The organism is Prosthecodimorpha hirschii (assembly GCF_001305515.1).
Lineage (GTDB): Bacteria > Pseudomonadota > Alphaproteobacteria > Rhizobiales > Ancalomicrobiaceae > Prosthecodimorpha > Prosthecodimorpha hirschii.
The window spans coordinates 2,301,622-2,318,719 of sequence record NZ_LJYW01000001.1 but is presented as its reverse complement, the minus strand read 5'-3'; the positions used below and the strand labels follow the sequence as shown (position 1 = coordinate 2,318,719).

Genomic DNA, 17,098 nt, shown 5'->3' with positions numbered 1-17,098 from the left:
CGGCGCACCGAGACCGGCAGGGCGGAGGCGACGCCGACGGCGATGCCGCGGGCGCGGGCGAGGTTTTCGAGCTGCTGCAGGCGGGCGTCGATGGCCTGTTCGGTCGAGACGGCGTCGATGACCAGATCGGCCTTGGCGAAGGGCAGCTTCGACGTGCGCGCGACCGGCTCGGCGACCGACCGAGCCGAGGTGCCGTCGTCGAGATACATCATTCCGCGCGAGGCGATCTCCCGGAAGATCGGGGTCAGGCGGGCGTCGTCGGCGCTGAACTTGGCGCCCATGTAGTTGATCACGCCGACATAGTTGGTGACCCGCGACAGGACGTAGTGCATGCGCTCGATATTCTGTTCGGGCGTCAGGCTGGTCAGCAGGGTGTGGGGCCCCGGATCGTTGTCGGGATAGTCGAACGGCTCCATGGGCAATTGCAGCAGGAGTTCGTGCCCATCCTGGCGCGCGCGCTGCATCCAGCGGTCGAGGCTCGATCCATAGGGGGCGAAGGCCAGCGTCACGTCGGGCGGCAGCAGGCGCAGCGCCTCCTGGGTGCCGGTCTGGCTGAGGCCGAGGCCGCCGACCACGATCACCACCTTGGGCGTCGCCGCCGGGCGCTTCGGCACCGGGCGGGAATAGACCTCGAGCGCACGGGCGCCGTCGGGCGCGATCTTCGGCAGCGGGCCGAACTTGCCGCGGTCGGTGACGCGGATCACCGGCGTCGAGGTCAGCGGCTGGCCTTCGGGCGGCAGTCCGATGCGCCTGCCGGGATCGACGGATCCCGCGCCGCCGCGCGAGCCCGGGTCGGCCGGGCCGCCGGCCGCCGGATCGCCATCCTTCTGCTCGGCGGGCAGGCCGCCGCCGGCACGCTTGGGATCGCCGACCCCGATGTCGTTCGGTCCGACGCCGGTCTTGCCGCGGTCGATGCGGACCACGGCGGTCGGCTCGCCGCCGAACGGATCGGGGAAGAAGGCGGTCCAGACCACCGCGCCGGCCGACAGAAGCATCAAGAGGGCGATGCCGATCGCCCCGAAGGGCAATCGCTTCCAGCCGGTCTTGCTCGTCGTCAGGCCGAGCGGGGCGTTGAGATCATCCGCCATCAGGCGTCGCCGTTCCGTTGCAGGGCCGGGTCCGACCCGGAATCGAAAGCCGCCGGATCGCATGCGGCGACCGGCGGCTCGTCTCGTCATCGGTGCTTCGTCGGTCCGCCTTCGGCCAGTCCGGTCGAAGGCGGAGCCTTGCGCGAATCACGGGCGGCGAGCCTCGCCGCGAGTGTCCTGCATTCCGGCGCGCTGCGGGAGCGCCATTCGTTACGATCGTTACCGTCCCGCTAAGTTCGCGCCGGCCTTGAGCCTCGGTTCGGCCCCGAACGTCAGTTCGGCACCGAACGTCAGTTCGGCACGGATGCCTTCGGGTTCGGCGGGAAGTTGGCGTTGATCTGGACGCCGCGCAGCAGGTCGTAGGCGGTGTTCAGCGCGCGGTCTTCCTTGAGGTCGGACGGCACATAGGCCTGGCTGCCGGACTTTTCCTCGGTCGCGTCGGTCGGGTTCTTCAGATGGCCCTTCAGCCCGGCCTCGCCCTTGGTGTCGTCCTTGCCCTTGAGCTCGGCCGGCGCCTCCTGCAGCACCTCGATGTCCGGCTCGATGCCCTTGGCCTGGATCGAGCGGCCTGCCGGGGTGTAGTAGCGCGCGGTGGTCAGCCGGATCGCGCCGTTGGCGCCGAGCGGGATGATGGTCTGCACCGAGCCCTTGCCGAACGAGCGGCTGCCCAGGATGGTCGCCCGGCGATGATCCTGCAGCGCGCCGGCGACGATCTCGGAGGCCGAGGCGGAGCCGCCGTTGACCAGCACGATGACCGGCTTGCCGCGGGTCAGGTCGCCCGGCCGGGCGTTGTAGCGCTGGGTTTCCTCGGCATTGCGGCCGCGGGTGGAGACGACCTCGCCCTTCTCCAGGAAGGCATCGGAGACCGAAATGGCCTGGTCGAGCAGGCCGCCCGGATTGTTGCGCAGGTCGAGCACGTAGCCCTTGAGCTTGTCCGGACCGATCTCGCGGCTGATCTTCTCGATCGAGTCGCGCAGGCCCTCGAAGGTCTGCTCGTTGAACTGGGTGATGCGGACATAGCCGATATCGCCCTCGATGCGCGAGCGGACCGACTTGATGCGGATGATGTCGCGCACGATCTTGATTTCGAGCGGATCGGTGGCGCCGTCGCGCTTGACGGTCAGCGTGATCGCTGAATTGACCGGGCCGCGCATCTTGTCGACCGCCTGGTTCAGCGTCATGCCCTGCACGTTCTCGCCGTCGAGCTGCAGGATGATGTCGCCGGCGCGCACGCCGGCCCGGTGTGCGGGCGTGTCGTCGATCGGGCTGACCACCTTGAGGGTCTGATCCTCCATGGTGACCTCGATGCCGAGGCCGCCGAACTCGCCGCGGGTCTGCACCTGCATGTCGCGGAAGTTCTTGGGGCTCATGTAGCTCGAATGGGGATCGAGCGAGGACAGCATGCCGTTGATCGCCGCTTCGATCAGCTTGGCATCGTCCGGCTGTTCGACATAGTCGGAGCGGATGCGCTCGAAAACGTCACCGAACAGGTTGAGCTGGCGGTAGGTCTCGGCACCGGCCGCGACGGCCGTCCCGGCCAGGAGATGGCGTCCTTCGGTGATCCCGATCACGGCACTGGCGCCGACGACCGCTCCCATGAACACCAGCGAGATTTTCCGCATCATCCGCGAACCTTTTCGTCACGAGAATGGCCCCACCACGGGGTCGGGTCGATCGGCGAATTCTCTTTCCTGAATTCGACGTAGAGGACCGGTTGGCCCGGCATCGCATCCGTTTGACCGGACAGTGCCGCACCAGCCCCGCCTGGGCCGGACGTACCGGAAGGACCTGGTCCGACTGCCGCGCTGGCGAGGCGCCGCGATCCCATGGACCCGACCGGTTCGCCGGCCAGCACGAATTGTCCGATTTCCACATCGATACGATCCATGCCGGCCAGCACGACATGATATCCGCCGCCGCCATTGATGATCAAGAGTTTGCCATAGGACCGAAACGAGCCGGCGAACAGGATCCATCCGTCGCAGGGACTGGACACGCGGGCGTCCGGACGCGTGGCGATCTGGATGCCGCGGATGGTCCCGCCGAGTCCGTCGTCGTCGCCGAAGCCCTTGAGCCGAATACCGGCTGCGGGCATCGGAAGCCGCCCGCGCGCCTCCGAAAACGGCAAGGCGGGCTGCAGGCGGCCGGGATCCTGGAGGGCGGCTGTCACGGACTTTTGATCTTTCGCCGGCGGATGGGCCCGCGCCTCGTCCTCGGCCCGACGGGCGGCCTCGGCGGCGCGGCGGGCGCCGTCGATCTCCAGTTCCAGGCGGGTGACGAGGTCCTTCAGGCTGGTCGCCTTGCCGGCGAGCTCCTGCGAACGGCGGCGTTCGTCGTCGAGCTTCTTCTGCTGGTCGAGACGCGAGCGGCGACGTTGCTCGAACAAGAGTTCCAGCCGGCTGCGTTCTTCGGCCAGGGCCAGCATGTCGGATTTGAACCGGTCGCGCTCGGCGGCGGATTGGTCGCGCAGGCGCACCATGCGGTCGAGATCGGCGATCAGGATCTCGGCCTCCCGTCGCAATTCGGGCAGAAGCGCACCGACCAGGATGGCGCTGCGGACCGAGGCGAGCGCATCTTCCGGTCTGACCAGGAGCGCGGGCGGCGGCTTGCGGCCGATCCGCTGCAGGGCGGCGAGCACGTCGGCCAGCACGGCACGCCGATCGGCGAGCGAGCGGCGAATGCGCGCCGTGTCGCCGTCCAGCGTTCCGATCCGGGCTTCCGTGGCGGACACGGCATCCTCCAGGCCGCGCACCCGCGCGGCGGTCTCGACCAGTTGCGCCGAGATCCGGGTGCGGTCGCGTTCCAGACCCTCGATCTCCAGCCGGATCTGCGCTTCCCGCTCTTCCGAGGTGCGGATGTCGCGGGCGAGCGCATCCAGTTCCGATTGGGTCTGGCGCTGCCGTTCGACCACGGCCGCCGCCGGATCGACGGTGGCGCCTGCGCCGGCACCAGGCGTCGCCGCGGGACCCGCCGCGGCCGGACCCGTCGCGATCGTCGGACCGGGAGACGGCACGCCCGCCGTCGCCGGCAAGGTCGCCGCCGGGGAATTTGCGGACGGCGCTCCGGAGCGGCCGGTCTGCGGCCCGGGGCCAGTCTGCTGTCCGGTGCCGGCCTGCTGCCCGGCGCCTATCGGCTGCACCACGCCTGTCGGCTGTCCGATGCCGGTCGGTTGTCCGGCCTGTCCGGGGCCCGTCGGGCTGCGCACCGATCCGGGCGCCTGGGCATCGGCTTCACGCGCGGCGAAAGAGGCCAGCAGACCGACGAGAAAGAGGCGCGCCGCCGCATAGGACCTTCCGCGAAGGCCCCCTGCCGCCGCCATTCCCGCTTCGCGCCCCTGCCGCACCGCTGTCTGCATCTCCGATGGCGCGCGCCGAATCGCGCGGCGCCTCGTGGTTCGAATCTGACACCTGCGGCCGGCAAATATCAGAGTGTCTCGATTGCGTATCCGGCCGCATTCGATCCGAAGCGACCGTCGATCTTCGCCGCCTGCGACCGGTGGTCCGACCGGGGCCTGGACGCCGACATCCGTAGGATCATACCGCATTGCGGCGCAATCGGGACCGTGCGCCGCCGTCCTATGCGGTGCGGGCGGGGGCGCGTTCCGACCGTTTAGGCCCGGTGGTAGGGATGGCCCGACAGGATGGTCATCGCGCGATAGATCTGCTCGGCCAGCATCAGGCGCACCATCTGGTGCGGCCAGGTCATCACCCCGAAGGCCAGCGTCAGGTCGGCCCGCGTCCGAACGGCGGATCCATGCCCGTCGGGGCCGCCGATGGCCATCACGAGATCGCCGCACCCGGCGTCGCGCCGGGCCGCGATCCAGCGGGAGAAGTCCTCGGAGGAGAGGCCGCGGCCGGTTTCGTCGAGCGCGACCAGGGCGGCGCCCGGCTCGAGATCGGCCAGGATCGCAGCCGCCTCTTCGGCGCGCCGGTCGTCGGACCGCGCGGCGCGGCTTTCGGCATATTCCCGGCTATCGAGGCGCGTAAAGCCAAGGGCCCTGCCGCTCTTGGCGGCACGGTCGAGATAGCGGTCGACAAGTTCCCGCTCCGGGCCGGCCTTCAAGCGGCCGACCGCCACGATCCGGAGTCGCAAGGGACGAGCCTCCGTCCGATCGGGGCACGGCCCCGCGGGAAAAGGTGACGCGTGGCCTCAGCCGGCGACCAGACGGGGCGCGGTCGGTTCCGACTGCCACATCTTTTCGAGGTTGTAGAAGCCACGGACTTCGGGCCGGAAGATATGGACGAGCACGTCGCCCGCATCGACCAGGACCCAGTCGCAATGAGGCAGGCCCTCGACCCGGAGATCGCGGTAGCCGGCCTCATGAAGTTCGCTCAGAAGCCGGTCCGCGATCGCGCCGACATGGCGATGCGACCGCCCGGAAGCGACCACCATCACGTCAGCGAGCGAGGACTTGCCTCGGATGTCGATGGGAACGATGTCCTCGGCCTTCGAATCGTCCAGGCTCTTGAGGACGGCCTTGGCCAGGATGTCGGCGTCCAAGCTTGCGCTCTCCAGACGGGCTCCGGCAAGATCGGGCTTGGGCGAGCGGCCAGGGGAACGCAGGCGCGTTTCCTGAGTCTCGATTGCCATGGTCAGCGGCGTAGTCTCCTCATGTTCGGGGACGGACCATGATGTCGGCCGCCACCCCGCGGACGCACCTGTCCGCGTCCCAAAGATAGGGGTGACGAATTAACGATTTCAAGACGGTTTCGACGCGCGGCGACCGAATCGGGTCCGACTGTTGCTTCATTTGGTCCAGATGATGAATGGACCGGGCGGGTTCTGGATGCCGGGCGGGCGTGACCGGCACGGCAATGTGCGCTAATCCTCCTCGCCATCCTGCGCGCCAGTCCCCTGGAAACCCAGCCACTGGCACTGCCCGCACCCAGGAAGCCATCGTCGGACGAGGTCTTGCCGTGACGCCCCAAGAATTCGAGAGCCTGCCCTATCGCCCCTGCGTCGGCATCATGCTTCTCAATCCGGCGGGACTCGTCTGGATCGGACGGCGCGCCAACGAAGGTCTCGTCGAGCACACCGCTCCGGGCCACGAATGGCAGATGCCGCAGGGCGGCATCGATCCCGGCGAGGATCCGCTCGAGGCCGCCCGCCGCGAGCTTTGGGAGGAGACCAACGTGCGCTCGGCCAGCCTGATCGCCGAGGCGCCGGACTGGTATGCCTACGACATCCCGCGCGCCGTTGTCGGTGCCCGCTGGAAGAACAAATGGCGCGGCCAGACGCAGAAATGGTACGCGTTCCGCTTCGAGGGCGACGAGAGCGAGATCGACATCTTCAATCCCCCGGCCGGCGAGCAGGAATTCGCGGAATGGAAATGGGAGCGCATGGAGCGGCTGCCCGAACTGATCATTCCGTTCAAGCGCCCGGTCTACGAGCGCGTCGTCGAAGCCTTCAAGTCTCTCGGAGCCTGAACCTCATGACCAACGACAATCGCACATTCGAAGCCCGCCTCGACAAGCTCGCCGAGGTGGCGGTCCGGGTCGGCCTCGGCGCGGTGAAGGGCCAGGAAGTGGTCATGACGGCGCCGCTCGATGCCGTCCCGCTCGCCCGGCGCATCACCCATCACGCCTACAAGGCCGGCGCCACCATCGTCACCATCCTCTACACCGACGACGCGACCACGCTCGAGCGCTTCGCCACCGCCTCCGACGAGAGCTTCGACAAGGCGACCGCCTGGCTCTACGACGGCATGGCCGCGGCCTTCCGCTCCGGCGCGGCGCGGCTGGCCATCGTCGGCGAGAATCCCTCGCTGCTCGCCGGCCAGGATCCGGCCAAGGTCGCCCGGGCCAACCGCGCCCGCTCGGCCGCCTACCGGCCGGCGCTCGACCTGATCGCCCGTTCGGCGATCAACTGGACCATCGTCTCCGCCGCGACGCCGGCCTGGGCCCGCACCGTGTTCCCGGATCTGCCGGAGGCCGAGGCCGTCGCCCGGCTCTGGGACGCGATCTTCGCCGCCTCGCGCGTCGACGCCGCCGATCCGATCGAGGGCTGGGCCGAGCACAACCGCGCGCTCGCCGTCAGGACCGGCATCCTCAACGAGAAGCGCTATGCGGCGCTGCGCTTCACCGGCCCCGGCACCGATCTCGAAGTCGGCCTCTGCGACGGGCACCGCTGGGCGGGCGGCGCCGGCAAGGCCGAGAACGGCATCACCTACAATGCCAACATCCCGACCGAGGAGGTCTTCACGACCCCGCACCGGGCCCGCGTCAACGGCCATGTCGCGGCGACCAAGCCGCTCTCCTACCAGGGCACGCTGATCCAGGACATCCGGGTCCGCTTCGAGGGCGGCGCCATCGTCGAGGCACATGCCTCGTCGGGCGAAGACGTGCTGCGCAAGGTGCTGGAGATCGACGAGGGCTCGTGCCGGCTCGGCGAGGTCGCGCTGGTGCCGCATGCCTCGCCGATCTCGCTGTCGGGCCTGCTCTTCTACAACACCCTCTACGACGAGAATGCCGCCAGCCACATCGCGCTCGGCCAGGCCTATGCCAAGACGGTCGAGGGCGGCGGCGAGATGACCCCCGAACAGCAGATCGCCGCCGGCATCAATGCCAGCCTGATCCATATCGACTGGATGATCGGCTCCGGCGAGGTCGATGTCGACGGCGTCCGCCAGGACGGTTCGGTCGAGCCGGTCATGCGCAAGGGCGCCTGGGTGTGAGGACATCACCGCTTCGGGCGGGCGCCCGTTGGGATGCCCGTCCGATGTGCCGCGCCTTGTGCGGGATCGGATCGGCCCCGCGTCGTGGGTTCTCCTCCGAAGCGTCTTGGCTCGATCTTCGCCCATTGCTACCTTGAGGGGAACATGGGCGTGTCCGGCGCATGCGCGATGGGAGGCGACCCAGCGGAGAACCGCCGATGGGGCCGATGCGCTCGCTGTTCCTGGTCCTGGTGACGGTCCTCCTGTCCGGAATGGCGTCCGGTCTCCGGCCGGCCAGCGCCGCGCCGGCGAAGGATCCGATGGGATCCGACAACCCGATGCGCATCGTCGTCGTCCGGGATGTCCGGCCGGATTGTGCGCCGGCATGCGGCGAGTGGATCTCCGCCGAGGGCGAGTTCGTCCGCGAGACGCCGGCCCTGTTTCGCAAGCTGTTCCGCGACCTTGGCCAACGCGACCTGCCGATTTTCATGGCCTCCTCCGGTGGCGATGTCGAGGCCGCGCTTCAGGTCGGCCGTCTGTTTCGGGCGCGGCGGGCGACCGTTGCGGTCCAGCGGACGCGCTTCGCCGATTGCGATCCCGGTCAGCCGGCCTGTCCCGCCCCGAGACCGGGAGAGCCGCGGCGCGGGGAGCCGGATACCCGCATGTCGAATTGCGCTTCGGCCTGCGTCTATGCGCTCGCCGGTGCGGAACGGCGCATTCTCGGGGCCGCGAGCGCCGTCGGCGTGCACCAGTCGCGCTCCGTCGCCCGAATCCATCGGCGCTACTACGTCCGCTTCGTCATCGAGAACGGACGCCGGCGTGAGATTTCCCGGCGCCTGATTTCCGAGAAGACGGTCGCGATCAAGCCTGAGGACCAAGGCGCGGGGGCCGACACCTACAAGCCGATCGCCCGGTATTTGCGCGAAATGGGCATCGGCGACGGTCTCCTCGCGTTGGTGACCTCCGTGCCGCCCTCGTCGATCCGCGCGCTGGATTGGAACGAAGTCGTTTCGACCAGACTGATGACCGAGTACCGTTCGCCGGCATCCCTGGTCCGACCGAGGACGCAGGAGACCGTCGAGTCCTTCGTGGCGATGCCGGCCCCCGCCATAGCGGGGAACCGCGGCACGCAGGGCGCCGATCTATCGCCGGTCATGCTGAACATCGCCTTCGCGATCGACGGCGCGGCATGGAAGGCGGCGGGCTGGGCGGCACAGATCATGGCGGCGGACGGCCGGAGCGGCCGGTCCGGCCTGGTGGTCACGCTGCAGACCGCCGGGTCGACGGTCTCGACGAGCCTGCCTTCGGATGATCCGGCCGCGAACAAGGATGGGCTGGTCGTCGGATCGCTCGACCGCAAGGACCTATGCGGCATGACCGGCCCGGCCATGCGTCTGACCATTCGCATCGAGTATTTCGATGCGGCGAGGGCGACGGTGGAAGCCCGGACCGCCCGCAACGTGCCCCTGCCGGCACTTGCCGAACTGCGCGCCAAGGCCTGCGGGGCGTGAGGGCCTGACGCATGCATTGGGTCGTCCAGGAGGATTTTCTCCCCGTCCGCACCGCGGCCGGACTGCGTGCCGTGCTCGAACGGGGCGGTCTGCCGCACGACATCGTCAAGCTGCGCCTGCAGGGCGGCGCCCTGGAACCCGAGATCGCGCCGGTCGGCCCCGTGGTCGTGATCGGCTCCGTCGCGCTGGTGCGCATCGGCCGGGCGCGAGGCTGGGAACCGGCGGGCTGGTTCGGCCGGGACGGCGACGAGGACCTTTTCTCGTTCGAAGCCTGCCGCAGCGCTCTCGGCGATCGGATGCTCAACGCCGCCGGGCGGGTCTTGCGTTTCGCCGAGGTCACGGAACCGGATACCGGGCCTGTCTTCATCCGGCCGGCCGATGACGGCAAGGCCTTTGCCGGCACGGTGTTGACCCGCGACGAGTATCCCGGCTGGCGCGCCGGGATCGCCGGTCCGGACGTGTCCTGGCCGGTCGCGGCCGAGTGCCTGGTCGTGGTCGCGCCGGTGCGGGACATCCTGTCGGAGACGCGCTTCATCGTCGTCGACGGTCGTGTCGTCGCCGGCAGTCTCTATCGGCGCGGCGGGCGCCCCCTCTCGGACGGACCGATCGACGACGCCGTCACGGCCTTCGCGTGCGAGGCGGCGGCCATCTGGACGCCCGACCGGGTCGTGGCGATGGATGTCGCCCAGACGCGCGACGGTCCGAAGGTCATCGAATTCAACAACTTCAATTCGGCCCGCTGGTATGCGGCCGATCCGGGTCGGATCGTTGCGGCCATCGAGGCGATGGACCGATCCGACGCCTGAGGCAATGCTGGAGGGAGGCGCATTTCGCGCGGGGCCGCGGTCGTGGGGTGTCCGCCACGTCGGCCCTATGCGGCCGGACCGGGGCACCCCCCAAATCCCGAACGTCGCCGCTTCGGCTTGTCAGGGGGCGGTGATGCCTTTATGCCGACCGCTCCGCATTTGGCCGGTTCGACCGTCGGCCGGGAGAGGCTCGAGGCACCGGCATGTCGACCGTTCTGGGTTTGGATTTCGGCACCACCAACACGGTCGGTGCCCTGCCGGATGGCGGCGCGCCGCTGCAGTTCCGGATGGGCGATGTCGCGAGCAGCGTGTTCCGGACCTCGCTCTGCTTCTGGCGCGACCGCACCGGGCGCGAGCACACGACCCGGGCCGAGGCCGGTCCCTGGGCGATCGACATGCTCCTGAAGCTGCATGACGGCGGCCGCTTCTTCCAGTCGATCAAGACCCATGCGGCGAGCCCGAGCTTCCGCGGCACCAACATCTTCGGGCGCTCGGCCACCTACGAAGACCTGATGCTCACCTTCCTGGAGCGCTATTTCGAGAAGCTGGAGGATTTCGCGCCCGCCGACGTGACCTCCGTGGTGGTCGGACGCCCGGTCGCCTATTCGGGCGCCACCGCGCAGGCGGCCGTCGCCGAAACCCGCTACCGCTCGGCCTTTGCGGCGCTCGGCATCGCGGATGTCCATTTCGTCTTCGAGCCGGTCGCCGCGGCCTACTACTTCATCCAGCGGCTGCAGTCGGATGCGGTCGTGTTCGTCGCCGATCTCGGCGGCGGCACCTCGGACTTCACCCTGTTCCGCTTCGAGAAGACCGCCGGGGCGATCGACATCCGCCCGCTCGGCGTCTCCGGCATCGGCATCGCCGGCGACAATTTCGACCAGCGCATCATCGCCAACCTGGTCGCGCCCGAACTCGGCAAGGGCAGTCTCTACCGGTCCTTCGGCAAGGAGCTCGAAATTCCGGGGTCCTATTTCCTCGACATGTCGCGCTGGAACGCGCTGTCGCTGATGCGCAACGAGAAGACCATCTACGAACTCGAGAAATTGCAGCGGGTCGCCGTCGAGCCCGACAAGCTCGGCCGCCTGATCGACTTCATCGAGATGGAACGCGCCTACGATCTCTACAAGGCGATCTCCGACCTGAAGACCGAGCTCTCGCGCCAGGAGATCGCCCCGCTGCAGGTGGACCTCGGCGACATGCGGCTCGCCAAGGAGGTCCGGCGGCGCGATTTCGAGGGCTGGATCGAGCCCGATCTGGACCGCATCGCGGGCGCCGCCGACGAGGTGCTGACCGGCGCCGGGCTGGCGCCCGAGGCCGTCACCAAGGTCTTCCTGACCGGCGGCACCTCCCAGATTCCCGCCGTCCGGCAGCTCTTCGCGGATAAGTTCCGCCATGTCGCGATCGAGACCGGCGACGAACTCGTCTCGATCGCCCGTGGCCTGGCGCTGATCGGCAAGAGCCCGGATCTGGAAACCTGGTGCGTGCGCGAAAGCGGCGCGGCCGAAAGCGCGCCGGCCCGCCGGATCGTCGGGTGAGGGGACGGCCGGTCCGGCGATCGCCGGCCGGCCAATAGGGCAGGGCATGATCGGACAGGGCAGGGCATGATCGCCCGTGCCGAACCCCGAGGGTCGCCGCAGACAACGAAAAAGGCCCCGGCAGCAGCCGGGGCCCTTGAACCGTCGGCGAGACGAGATCGATCAGTGCGCGGCGGGGGCGCCGAGGGCGGCCTGGACTTCGCGCAGCTGGTCGAGCTTCTCCTGGGCGACGCGCTTCGTCTCGTCGCTGCCGGCGTCGGCCACGTCCTCTTCCGCGTTCTTGATCTCGCGGGCGATCTGCTCGGCCTTCAGGTCCTGCACCGGCACGGCCATCTCGGCGAGCACGGTCAAGCCGGCCGGCGAAGCGTCGGCGAAGCCGCCGCGGACGAAGATGCGGCTGACGGTGCCGGACTGGCCGGTCACCTCGATGACGCCGGGGCGCATCGTGGTCATGAAGGGCGCATGGCCCTTGAGCATGGTGAACTGACCCTCGGAGCCGGGCACGACGACCTGGGCGACCTCTTCGGAGACGAGCAGGCGCTCGGGGGAGACCAGTTCGAACTTGAAGGCTTCAGCCATGGCGGGCCTCGACAGCGGGGTTCCGGGGCGGGAGCGGCCTTGTCGGCCGGTCCGGAGGGGGGATCACGGCGCCATCGGCGCGTGCGATCCTCGCCCCTCAGGGAATGGGCCGGAGCGTGCTCCGGCCCGGATCAGTCCAGCGGCCCCGAGGGGCCGCCGGTCAAGCCGATCAGGCCGCGGAGGCGGCGAGGCGCTTGGCCTTCTCGATGGCTTCGTCGATCGAGCCGACCATGTAGAAGGCGGCCTCGGGCAGGTGGTCGTAGTCGCCGTTGCACAGGCCCTTGAACCCGGCAATGGTGTCCTTCAGGGCGACGAGCTTGCCGGGCGAGCCGGTGAAGACTTCGGCGACGTGGAAGGGCTGCGACAGGAAGCGCTCGATCTTGCGGGCGCGGGCGACGGCGATCTTGTCCTCTTCGGACAGCTCGTCCATGCCCAGGATCGCGATGATGTCCTGGAGCGCCTTGTAGCGCTGCAGGATCGCCTGCACCTGACGGGCGACGCCGTAATGCTCTTCACCGACGACGATCGGCGACAGCATGCGCGAGGTCGAGTCGAGCGGATCGACGGCCGGGTAGATGCCCTTTTCGGCGATCGAGCGCGACAGCACGGTCGTGGCGTCGAGATGGGCGAAGGAGGCGGCCGGGGCCGGGTCGGTCAGGTCGTCGGCGGGCACGTAGATGGCCTGCACCGAGGTGATCGAGCCCTTGGTGGTGGTGGTGATGCGCTCCTGCAGGGCGCCCATCTCGGTGGCCAGCGTCGGCTGATAGCCGACCGCCGACGGGATGCGGCCGAGCAGCGCCGACACTTCCGAACCCGCCTGGGTGAAGCGGAAGATGTTGTCGACGAAGAACAGCACGTCCTGGCCGCGGTCGCGGAATTCCTCGGCGACGGTCAGGCCCGAGAGCGCGATGCGGGCGCGGGCGCCCGGCGGCTCGTTCATCTGACCATAGACCAGCGCGCACTTGGAACCGGCGGCCGAACCGCCATGCTCCTTCGGGTCGACGTTGACCTTGGACTCGATCATCTCGTGATAGAGGTCGTTGCCTTCGCGGGTGCGCTCACCCACGCCGGCGAAGACCGAGAAGCCGCCATGCGCCTTGGCGACGTTGTTGATCAGTTCCATGATCAGAACGGTCTTGCCGACGCCGGCGCCGCCGAACAGGCCGATCTTGCCGCCCTTGGCGTAGGGCGCCAGCAGGTCGACGACCTTGATGCCGGTGACCAGGATCTCGGCTTCCGTCGACTGCTCGACATATTCCGGAGCGGCCGCGTGGATCGGGCGCTTGGTCTCGTGGACGATCGGGCCGAGCTCGTCGACCGGCTCGCCGATCACGTTCATGATGCGGCCGAGGGTGCCGTCGCCGACCGGAACCTGGATGGCGTTGCCGGTGTCGAACACCTCTTGGCCGCGGGCGAGGCCCTCGGTCGAGTCCATGGCGATGGTGCGGACCGTGTTCTCGCCGAGATGCTGGGCCACTTCGAGCACCAGCCGCGCGCCGCGGTTGTCCGTCTCCAGCGAGTTCAGGATCGCCGGCAGGTGGTCGTCGAACTGCACGTCGACGACGGCGCCCATCACCTGTCGAATCCGACCGATCTTCTTGTCAGCCATCGTGTCATGTCCTCGTGAGTTCTCGAAACCGCCAGGGGCGACCGAGAGGTATCTAGTGTCGTTACGCGTAGATCTCGTCAGGCGCCAATCAGACGGCTTCGGCGCCCGAGATGATCTCGATGAGTTCCTTGGTGATCTGCGCCTGACGGGTCCGGTTGTAGTTGGTCGTCAGCTTCTTGATCATCTCGCCGGCATTGCGGGTCGCGCTGTCCATGGCGGACATGCGGGCGCCCTGCTCGGAGGCGGCGTTCTCGAGGAGCGCCTTGAACACCTGGACGGCGACGTTGCGCGGCAGCAGATCGCCGAGGATTTCCTCCTCGCTCGGCTCGACCTCGTAGATCGCGCCGCCGCTAGCGGCCGGTGCCGCATCCTTCGGGATCTCGGCCGGGATCAGGCGCTGCGCGGTCGGGATCTGCAGGATCACCGAGCGGAACTGCGAGAAGAACAGCGTCGCCACGTCGAACTGACCGGCGCCGTAGAGTTCCAGGACCTTGCGGGCCACCATCTGGGCTTCGCCGAAGCCGATCTGGCGAATGCCCTTCAGCTCGATCACCTCGATGATCTTGTCGCCGAACAGACGCTTGAGCGATTCCGCACCCTTGCGGCCGACGCACAGAATCTTGACCGTCTTGCCTTCGGCGAGCAGCCGGTTGGCATGGTCGCGGGCCAGACGGGCGATCGACGAGTTGAAGGCGCCGCAAAGACCGCGCTCGGCGGTGCAGACGACCAGCAGGTGCACGTCCGACTTGCCGTTGCCGGCGAGCAGGGCGGGCGCATCGGGCTTGCCCTCGAAGGCCTGGCCGAGATTGGCCAGAACGGTGCTCATGCGCTCGGCATAGGGACGCGCGGCCTCGGCCGCGAGCTGGGCGCGGCGCAGCTTCGCGGCCGCGACCATCTGCATGGCCTTGGTGATCTTCTGCGTCGCCTTGACCGAGGCGATACGGTTGCGGAGTGACTTCAGGCTCGGCATCGGGCCGTCTCGGCTCCCTCAAGGGCGTTGCGGACGAAACCGTCGGCTTTCGCGGCCGACGGCGTCGTCCCAACGGGGCATCAGGCGAAGGACTTGGCGAAAGCCTCGACGACGCTCTTCAGCTTGGCGCTGAATTCGTCGGTGAGTTCCTTCTTGTCCCGGATGCCGTTCAGAAGAGCGGCGTGCTCGGAGCGCAGCAGGCGCAGCAGGCCGTCCTCGAAGGCGCGGACCCGCGACACCGGCAGGGTATCGAGATAGCCGTTGACGCCGGCATAGATCACGCAAACCTGCTCTTCCGTCTTCAGCGGCGAGAACTGCGGCTGCTTCAGGAGTTCGGTCAGGCGGGCGCCGCGGTTCAGGAGCTTCTGCGTCACCGCATCGAGGTCCGAACCGAACTGCGCGAAGGCGGCCATCTCGCGATACTGGGCGAGCTCGCCCTTGATCTTGCCGGCGACCTGCTTCATCGCCTTGATCTGGGCCGAGGAGCCGACGCGCGAGACCGAGAGGCCGACGTTCACCGCCGGGCGGACGCCCTGGTAGAACAGGTCGGTCTCAAGGAAGATCTGGCCGTCGGTGATCGAGATGACGTTGGTCGGGATATAGGCCGACACGTCGTTCGCCTGGGTCTCGATGACCGGGAGAGCGGTCAGCGAGCCGAGGCCGTTCTCCTTGTTGAGCTTCGCGGCGCGCTCGAGCAGGCGCGAATGCAGGTAGAACACGTCGCCCGGATAGGCTTCGCGGCCCGGCGGGCGGCGCAGCAGCAGCGACATCTGGCGGTAGGCGACGGCCTGCTTGGACAGGTCGTCATAGATGATGACCGCATGCATGCCGTTGTCGCGGAAATACTCGCCCATCGCGCAGCCCGCGAAGGGGGCGATGAACTGCATCGGCGCCGGGTCCGAGGCGGTCGCAGCGACGACGATCGAATATTCGAGCGCGCCCTGCTCTTCGAGCACCTTGACGAACTGCGCGACGGTGGAGCGCTTCTGGCCCACGGCGACGTAGACGCAGTAGAGCTTGGCGCTCTCGTCCGTGCCCTGGTTGAGCGGCTTCTGGTTCAGGATCGTGTCGAGCGCGATCGCGGTCTTGCCGGTCTGGCGGTCGCCGATGATCAGCTCGCGCTGGCCGCGGCCGATCGGGATCAGCGCGTCGATGGCCTTCAGGCCGGTCGACATCGGCTCGTGCACCGACTTGCGCGGGATGATGCCCGGCGCCTTCACGTCGACGCGGCGGCGCTCGACGGACTCGATCGGGCCCTTGCCGTCGATCGGATTGCCGAGACCGTCGACCACGCGGCCGAGCAGGCCCTTGCCGACCGGAACGTCCACGATCGCGCCGGTGCGCTTGACCGTGTCGCCTTCCTTGATGTCACGGTCCGTGCCGAAGATGACGATGCCGACATTGTCGACTTCGAGGTTCAGCGCCATGCCGCGGACGCCGTTGGCGAACTCGACCATCTCGCCGGCCTGGACCTTGTCGAGGCCATAGACGCGCGCGATGCCGTCGCCGACGGAGAGAACCTGACCGACCTCAGAGACTTCGGCTTCCTGGCCGAAGTTCTTGATCTGCTCCTTCAGGATTGCGGAAATTTCCGCCGCCCGGATATCCATCAGCGGACCTCTTTCAGTGCGACCTTGAGGGAAGTGAGTTTCGTCTTGAGCGAGGTGTCGATCATCCGGCTGCCGACCTTCACGATCAGGCCACCGATGAGCGACGGATCCACAGACGATACGAGCTTGACCTGGCGACCGCCGGTGGCGCCCGCGAGGGCATCCTTCAGCGCGGCGACCTGATCGTCGGAGAGCGGCTCCGCCGACACGACGGAGGCGGTCGCCTCGCCACGATGGGCGGCGACCAGAGCGCGATAGCCGGCAATCATGTCGGGAATGGCGAACAGCCGGCGATTCTGCGCGGCCAGCCGAATCAGGTTGGCGGCGAGACCGCCGATGCCTGCCCGGGCGAGCACGGCCGAGATGGCGCGGATCTGCTCTTCGGCCGCGAAGACCGGGCTCATGACGAGCCGCTTCAGGTCGGCACTTTCCTTGACCAGACCCTCGAAGGCGTCGAGGTCGGCCGCGACCTGATCCACGGCGCCCGCATCGAGCGCCAGGTCGAACAGGGCGCCGGCATAACGCTGCGCGACGCCGGTAACGATCGTTGACTCAGTCAAGGGCGAAGACCCCCACGCCAATTCGGACGGGCAAAGGTTAACCGCCTCCGCACGCCCTTGATTCTGTTCGGCTTTTCGCTCGGGCGTCCTGCGCAGTAAGGATGCGCCACCCGAAGCCGGGGGTGTCCTAGCATATGGGTATGACCCACGCAACATGATGCGTTGCGACATTTCCGAA

16 protein-coding genes are annotated in these 17,098 nt (G+C 68.4%); 6 read left to right on the top strand and 10 right to left on the bottom strand.

The features are described 5' to 3' along the window. The 3 genes from ABB55_RS10165 to ABB55_RS29655 form a co-directional block, all read right to left on the bottom strand. The coding region (locus ABB55_RS10165; RefSeq protein WP_054358705.1) for a divergent polysaccharide deacetylase family protein at positions 1–1,088 on the bottom strand (1,088 nt) is incomplete at its 3' end. A 290-nt stretch (positions 1,089–1,378) separates the two neighbouring features. Further along, a complete protein-coding gene (locus ABB55_RS10160) occupies positions 1,379–2,713 on the bottom strand; it encodes a S41 family peptidase (protein WP_181183862.1) in 1,335 nt (444 codons plus the stop codon). Next, a complete protein-coding gene (locus ABB55_RS29655) occupies positions 2,710–3,513 on the bottom strand; it encodes a murein hydrolase activator EnvC family protein (protein ID WP_160321206.1) in 804 nt (267 codons plus the stop codon). Before ABB55_RS29655 ends, ABB55_RS10160 begins: the two co-directional genes overlap by 4 nt. Between ABB55_RS29655 and ABB55_RS29650 the strand changes: the two genes are divergently transcribed. Continuing rightward, entirely contained in the window at positions 3,463–4,701 is a 1,239-nt protein-coding gene (locus ABB55_RS29650) for a hypothetical protein (RefSeq protein WP_160321205.1), read from the top strand. The genes ABB55_RS29655 and ABB55_RS29650 overlap by 51 nt on opposite strands. Here the strand turns inward: ABB55_RS29650 and rlmH are convergent. Then, positions 4,698–5,180, bottom strand: a complete 483-nt coding sequence (gene rlmH / locus ABB55_RS10150; protein WP_054358703.1) for a 23S rRNA (pseudouridine(1915)-N(3))-methyltransferase RlmH — start codon at positions 5,178–5,180, stop codon at positions 4,698–4,700. The genes ABB55_RS29650 and rlmH overlap by 4 nt on opposite strands. 57 nt (positions 5,181–5,237) lie before the next feature. Beyond that, positions 5,238–5,588 (bottom strand): ribosome silencing factor, encoded by a 351-nt coding sequence (gene rsfS, locus ABB55_RS10145; protein ID WP_338053647.1) that lies wholly within the window; start codon positions 5,586–5,588, stop codon positions 5,238–5,240. Between the two features lie 416 nt (positions 5,589–6,004). Between rsfS and ABB55_RS10140 the strand changes: the two genes are divergently transcribed. The 5 genes from ABB55_RS10140 (at position 6,005) to ABB55_RS10120 (ending at position 11,592) form a co-directional block, all read left to right on the top strand. Then, complete coding sequence (locus ABB55_RS10140; RefSeq protein WP_262711571.1) at positions 6,005–6,514, top strand: RNA pyrophosphohydrolase; 510 nt, start codon at positions 6,005–6,007, stop codon at positions 6,512–6,514. 5 nt (positions 6,515–6,519) lie between these two features. After that, positions 6,520–7,761: an aminopeptidase gene (locus ABB55_RS10135; protein ID WP_054358702.1), complete on the top strand. Its 1,242-nt coding sequence runs from the start codon at positions 6,520–6,522 to the stop codon at positions 7,759–7,761. A 197-nt stretch (positions 7,762–7,958) separates the two neighbouring features. Further along, positions 7,959–9,251 carry a hypothetical protein gene (locus tag ABB55_RS10130; RefSeq protein WP_054358701.1) on the top strand — a complete coding sequence of 431 codons (1,293 nt, stop codon included), beginning with the start codon at positions 7,959–7,961 and terminating at the stop codon, positions 9,249–9,251. An 11-nt stretch (positions 9,252–9,262) separates the two neighbouring features. After that, positions 9,263–10,057 (top strand): ATP-grasp domain-containing protein, encoded by a 795-nt coding sequence (locus ABB55_RS10125; protein ID WP_054358700.1) that lies wholly within the window; start codon positions 9,263–9,265, stop codon positions 10,055–10,057. Between the two features lie 203 nt (positions 10,058–10,260). Continuing rightward, complete coding sequence (locus tag ABB55_RS10120) at positions 10,261–11,592, top strand: Hsp70 family protein (protein WP_054358699.1); 1,332 nt, start codon at positions 10,261–10,263, stop codon at positions 11,590–11,592. Between the two features lie 162 nt (positions 11,593–11,754). Here ABB55_RS10120 and ABB55_RS10115 read toward each other — a convergent pair whose 3' ends face one another. The 5 genes from ABB55_RS10115 to ABB55_RS10095 all read right to left on the bottom strand — a co-directional run bounded on the left by ABB55_RS10115 (position 11,755) and on the right by ABB55_RS10095 (position 16,920). After that, positions 11,755–12,171 (bottom strand): F0F1 ATP synthase subunit epsilon, encoded by a 417-nt coding sequence (locus ABB55_RS10115; RefSeq protein ID WP_054358698.1) that lies wholly within the window; start codon positions 12,169–12,171, stop codon positions 11,755–11,757. 169 nt (positions 12,172–12,340) lie between these two features. Beyond that, positions 12,341–13,780, bottom strand: a complete 1,440-nt coding sequence (gene atpD / locus ABB55_RS10110; RefSeq protein ID WP_054358697.1) for a F0F1 ATP synthase subunit beta — start codon at positions 13,778–13,780, stop codon at positions 12,341–12,343. A gap of 88 nt (positions 13,781–13,868) precedes the next feature. Beyond that, entirely contained in the window at positions 13,869–14,750 is an 882-nt protein-coding gene (locus ABB55_RS10105; protein ID WP_054358696.1) for a F0F1 ATP synthase subunit gamma, read from the bottom strand. 80 nt (positions 14,751–14,830) lie between these two features. Further along, positions 14,831–16,360 (bottom strand): F0F1 ATP synthase subunit alpha, encoded by a 1,530-nt coding sequence (gene atpA, locus ABB55_RS10100; protein ID WP_054358695.1) that lies wholly within the window; start codon positions 16,358–16,360, stop codon positions 14,831–14,833. Then, positions 16,360–16,920, bottom strand: a complete 561-nt coding sequence (locus ABB55_RS10095) for a F0F1 ATP synthase subunit delta (protein ID WP_054358694.1) — start codon at positions 16,918–16,920, stop codon at positions 16,360–16,362. Before ABB55_RS10095 ends, atpA begins: the two co-directional genes overlap by 1 nt. Positions 16,921–17,098 lie beyond the last annotated feature (178 nt).

What these genes read in the sequence shown, in the direction of transcription:
- ABB55_RS10160 (WP_181183862.1), bottom strand. Translation starts at nt 2,713, where the DNA reads ATGATGCGGAAAATCTCGCTGGTGTTCATGGGAGCGGTCGTCGGCGCC.
- ABB55_RS29655 (WP_160321206.1), bottom strand. Translation starts at nt 3,513, where the DNA reads ATGCTGGCCCTGGCCGAAGAACGCAGCCGGCTGGAACTCTTGTTCGAG.
- ABB55_RS10135 (WP_054358702.1), top strand. Translation starts at nt 6,520, where the DNA reads ATGACCAACGACAATCGCACATTCGAAGCCCGCCTCGACAAGCTCGCC.
- ABB55_RS10130 (WP_054358701.1), top strand. Translation starts at nt 7,959, where the DNA reads ATGGGGCCGATGCGCTCGCTGTTCCTGGTCCTGGTGACGGTCCTCCTG.
- ABB55_RS10125 (WP_054358700.1), top strand. Translation starts at nt 9,263, where the DNA reads ATGCATTGGGTCGTCCAGGAGGATTTTCTCCCCGTCCGCACCGCGGCC.
- ABB55_RS10120 (WP_054358699.1), top strand. Translation starts at nt 10,261, where the DNA reads ATGTCGACCGTTCTGGGTTTGGATTTCGGCACCACCAACACGGTCGGT.
- ABB55_RS10115 (WP_054358698.1), bottom strand. Translation starts at nt 12,171, where the DNA reads ATGGCTGAAGCCTTCAAGTTCGAACTGGTCTCCCCCGAGCGCCTGCTC.
- atpD (WP_054358697.1), bottom strand. Translation starts at nt 13,780, where the DNA reads ATGGCTGACAAGAAGATCGGTCGGATTCGACAGGTGATGGGCGCCGTC.
- ABB55_RS10105 (WP_054358696.1), bottom strand. Translation starts at nt 14,750, where the DNA reads ATGCCGAGCCTGAAGTCACTCCGCAACCGTATCGCCTCGGTCAAGGCG.
- atpA (WP_054358695.1), bottom strand. Translation starts at nt 16,360, where the DNA reads ATGGATATCCGGGCGGCGGAAATTTCCGCAATCCTGAAGGAGCAGATC.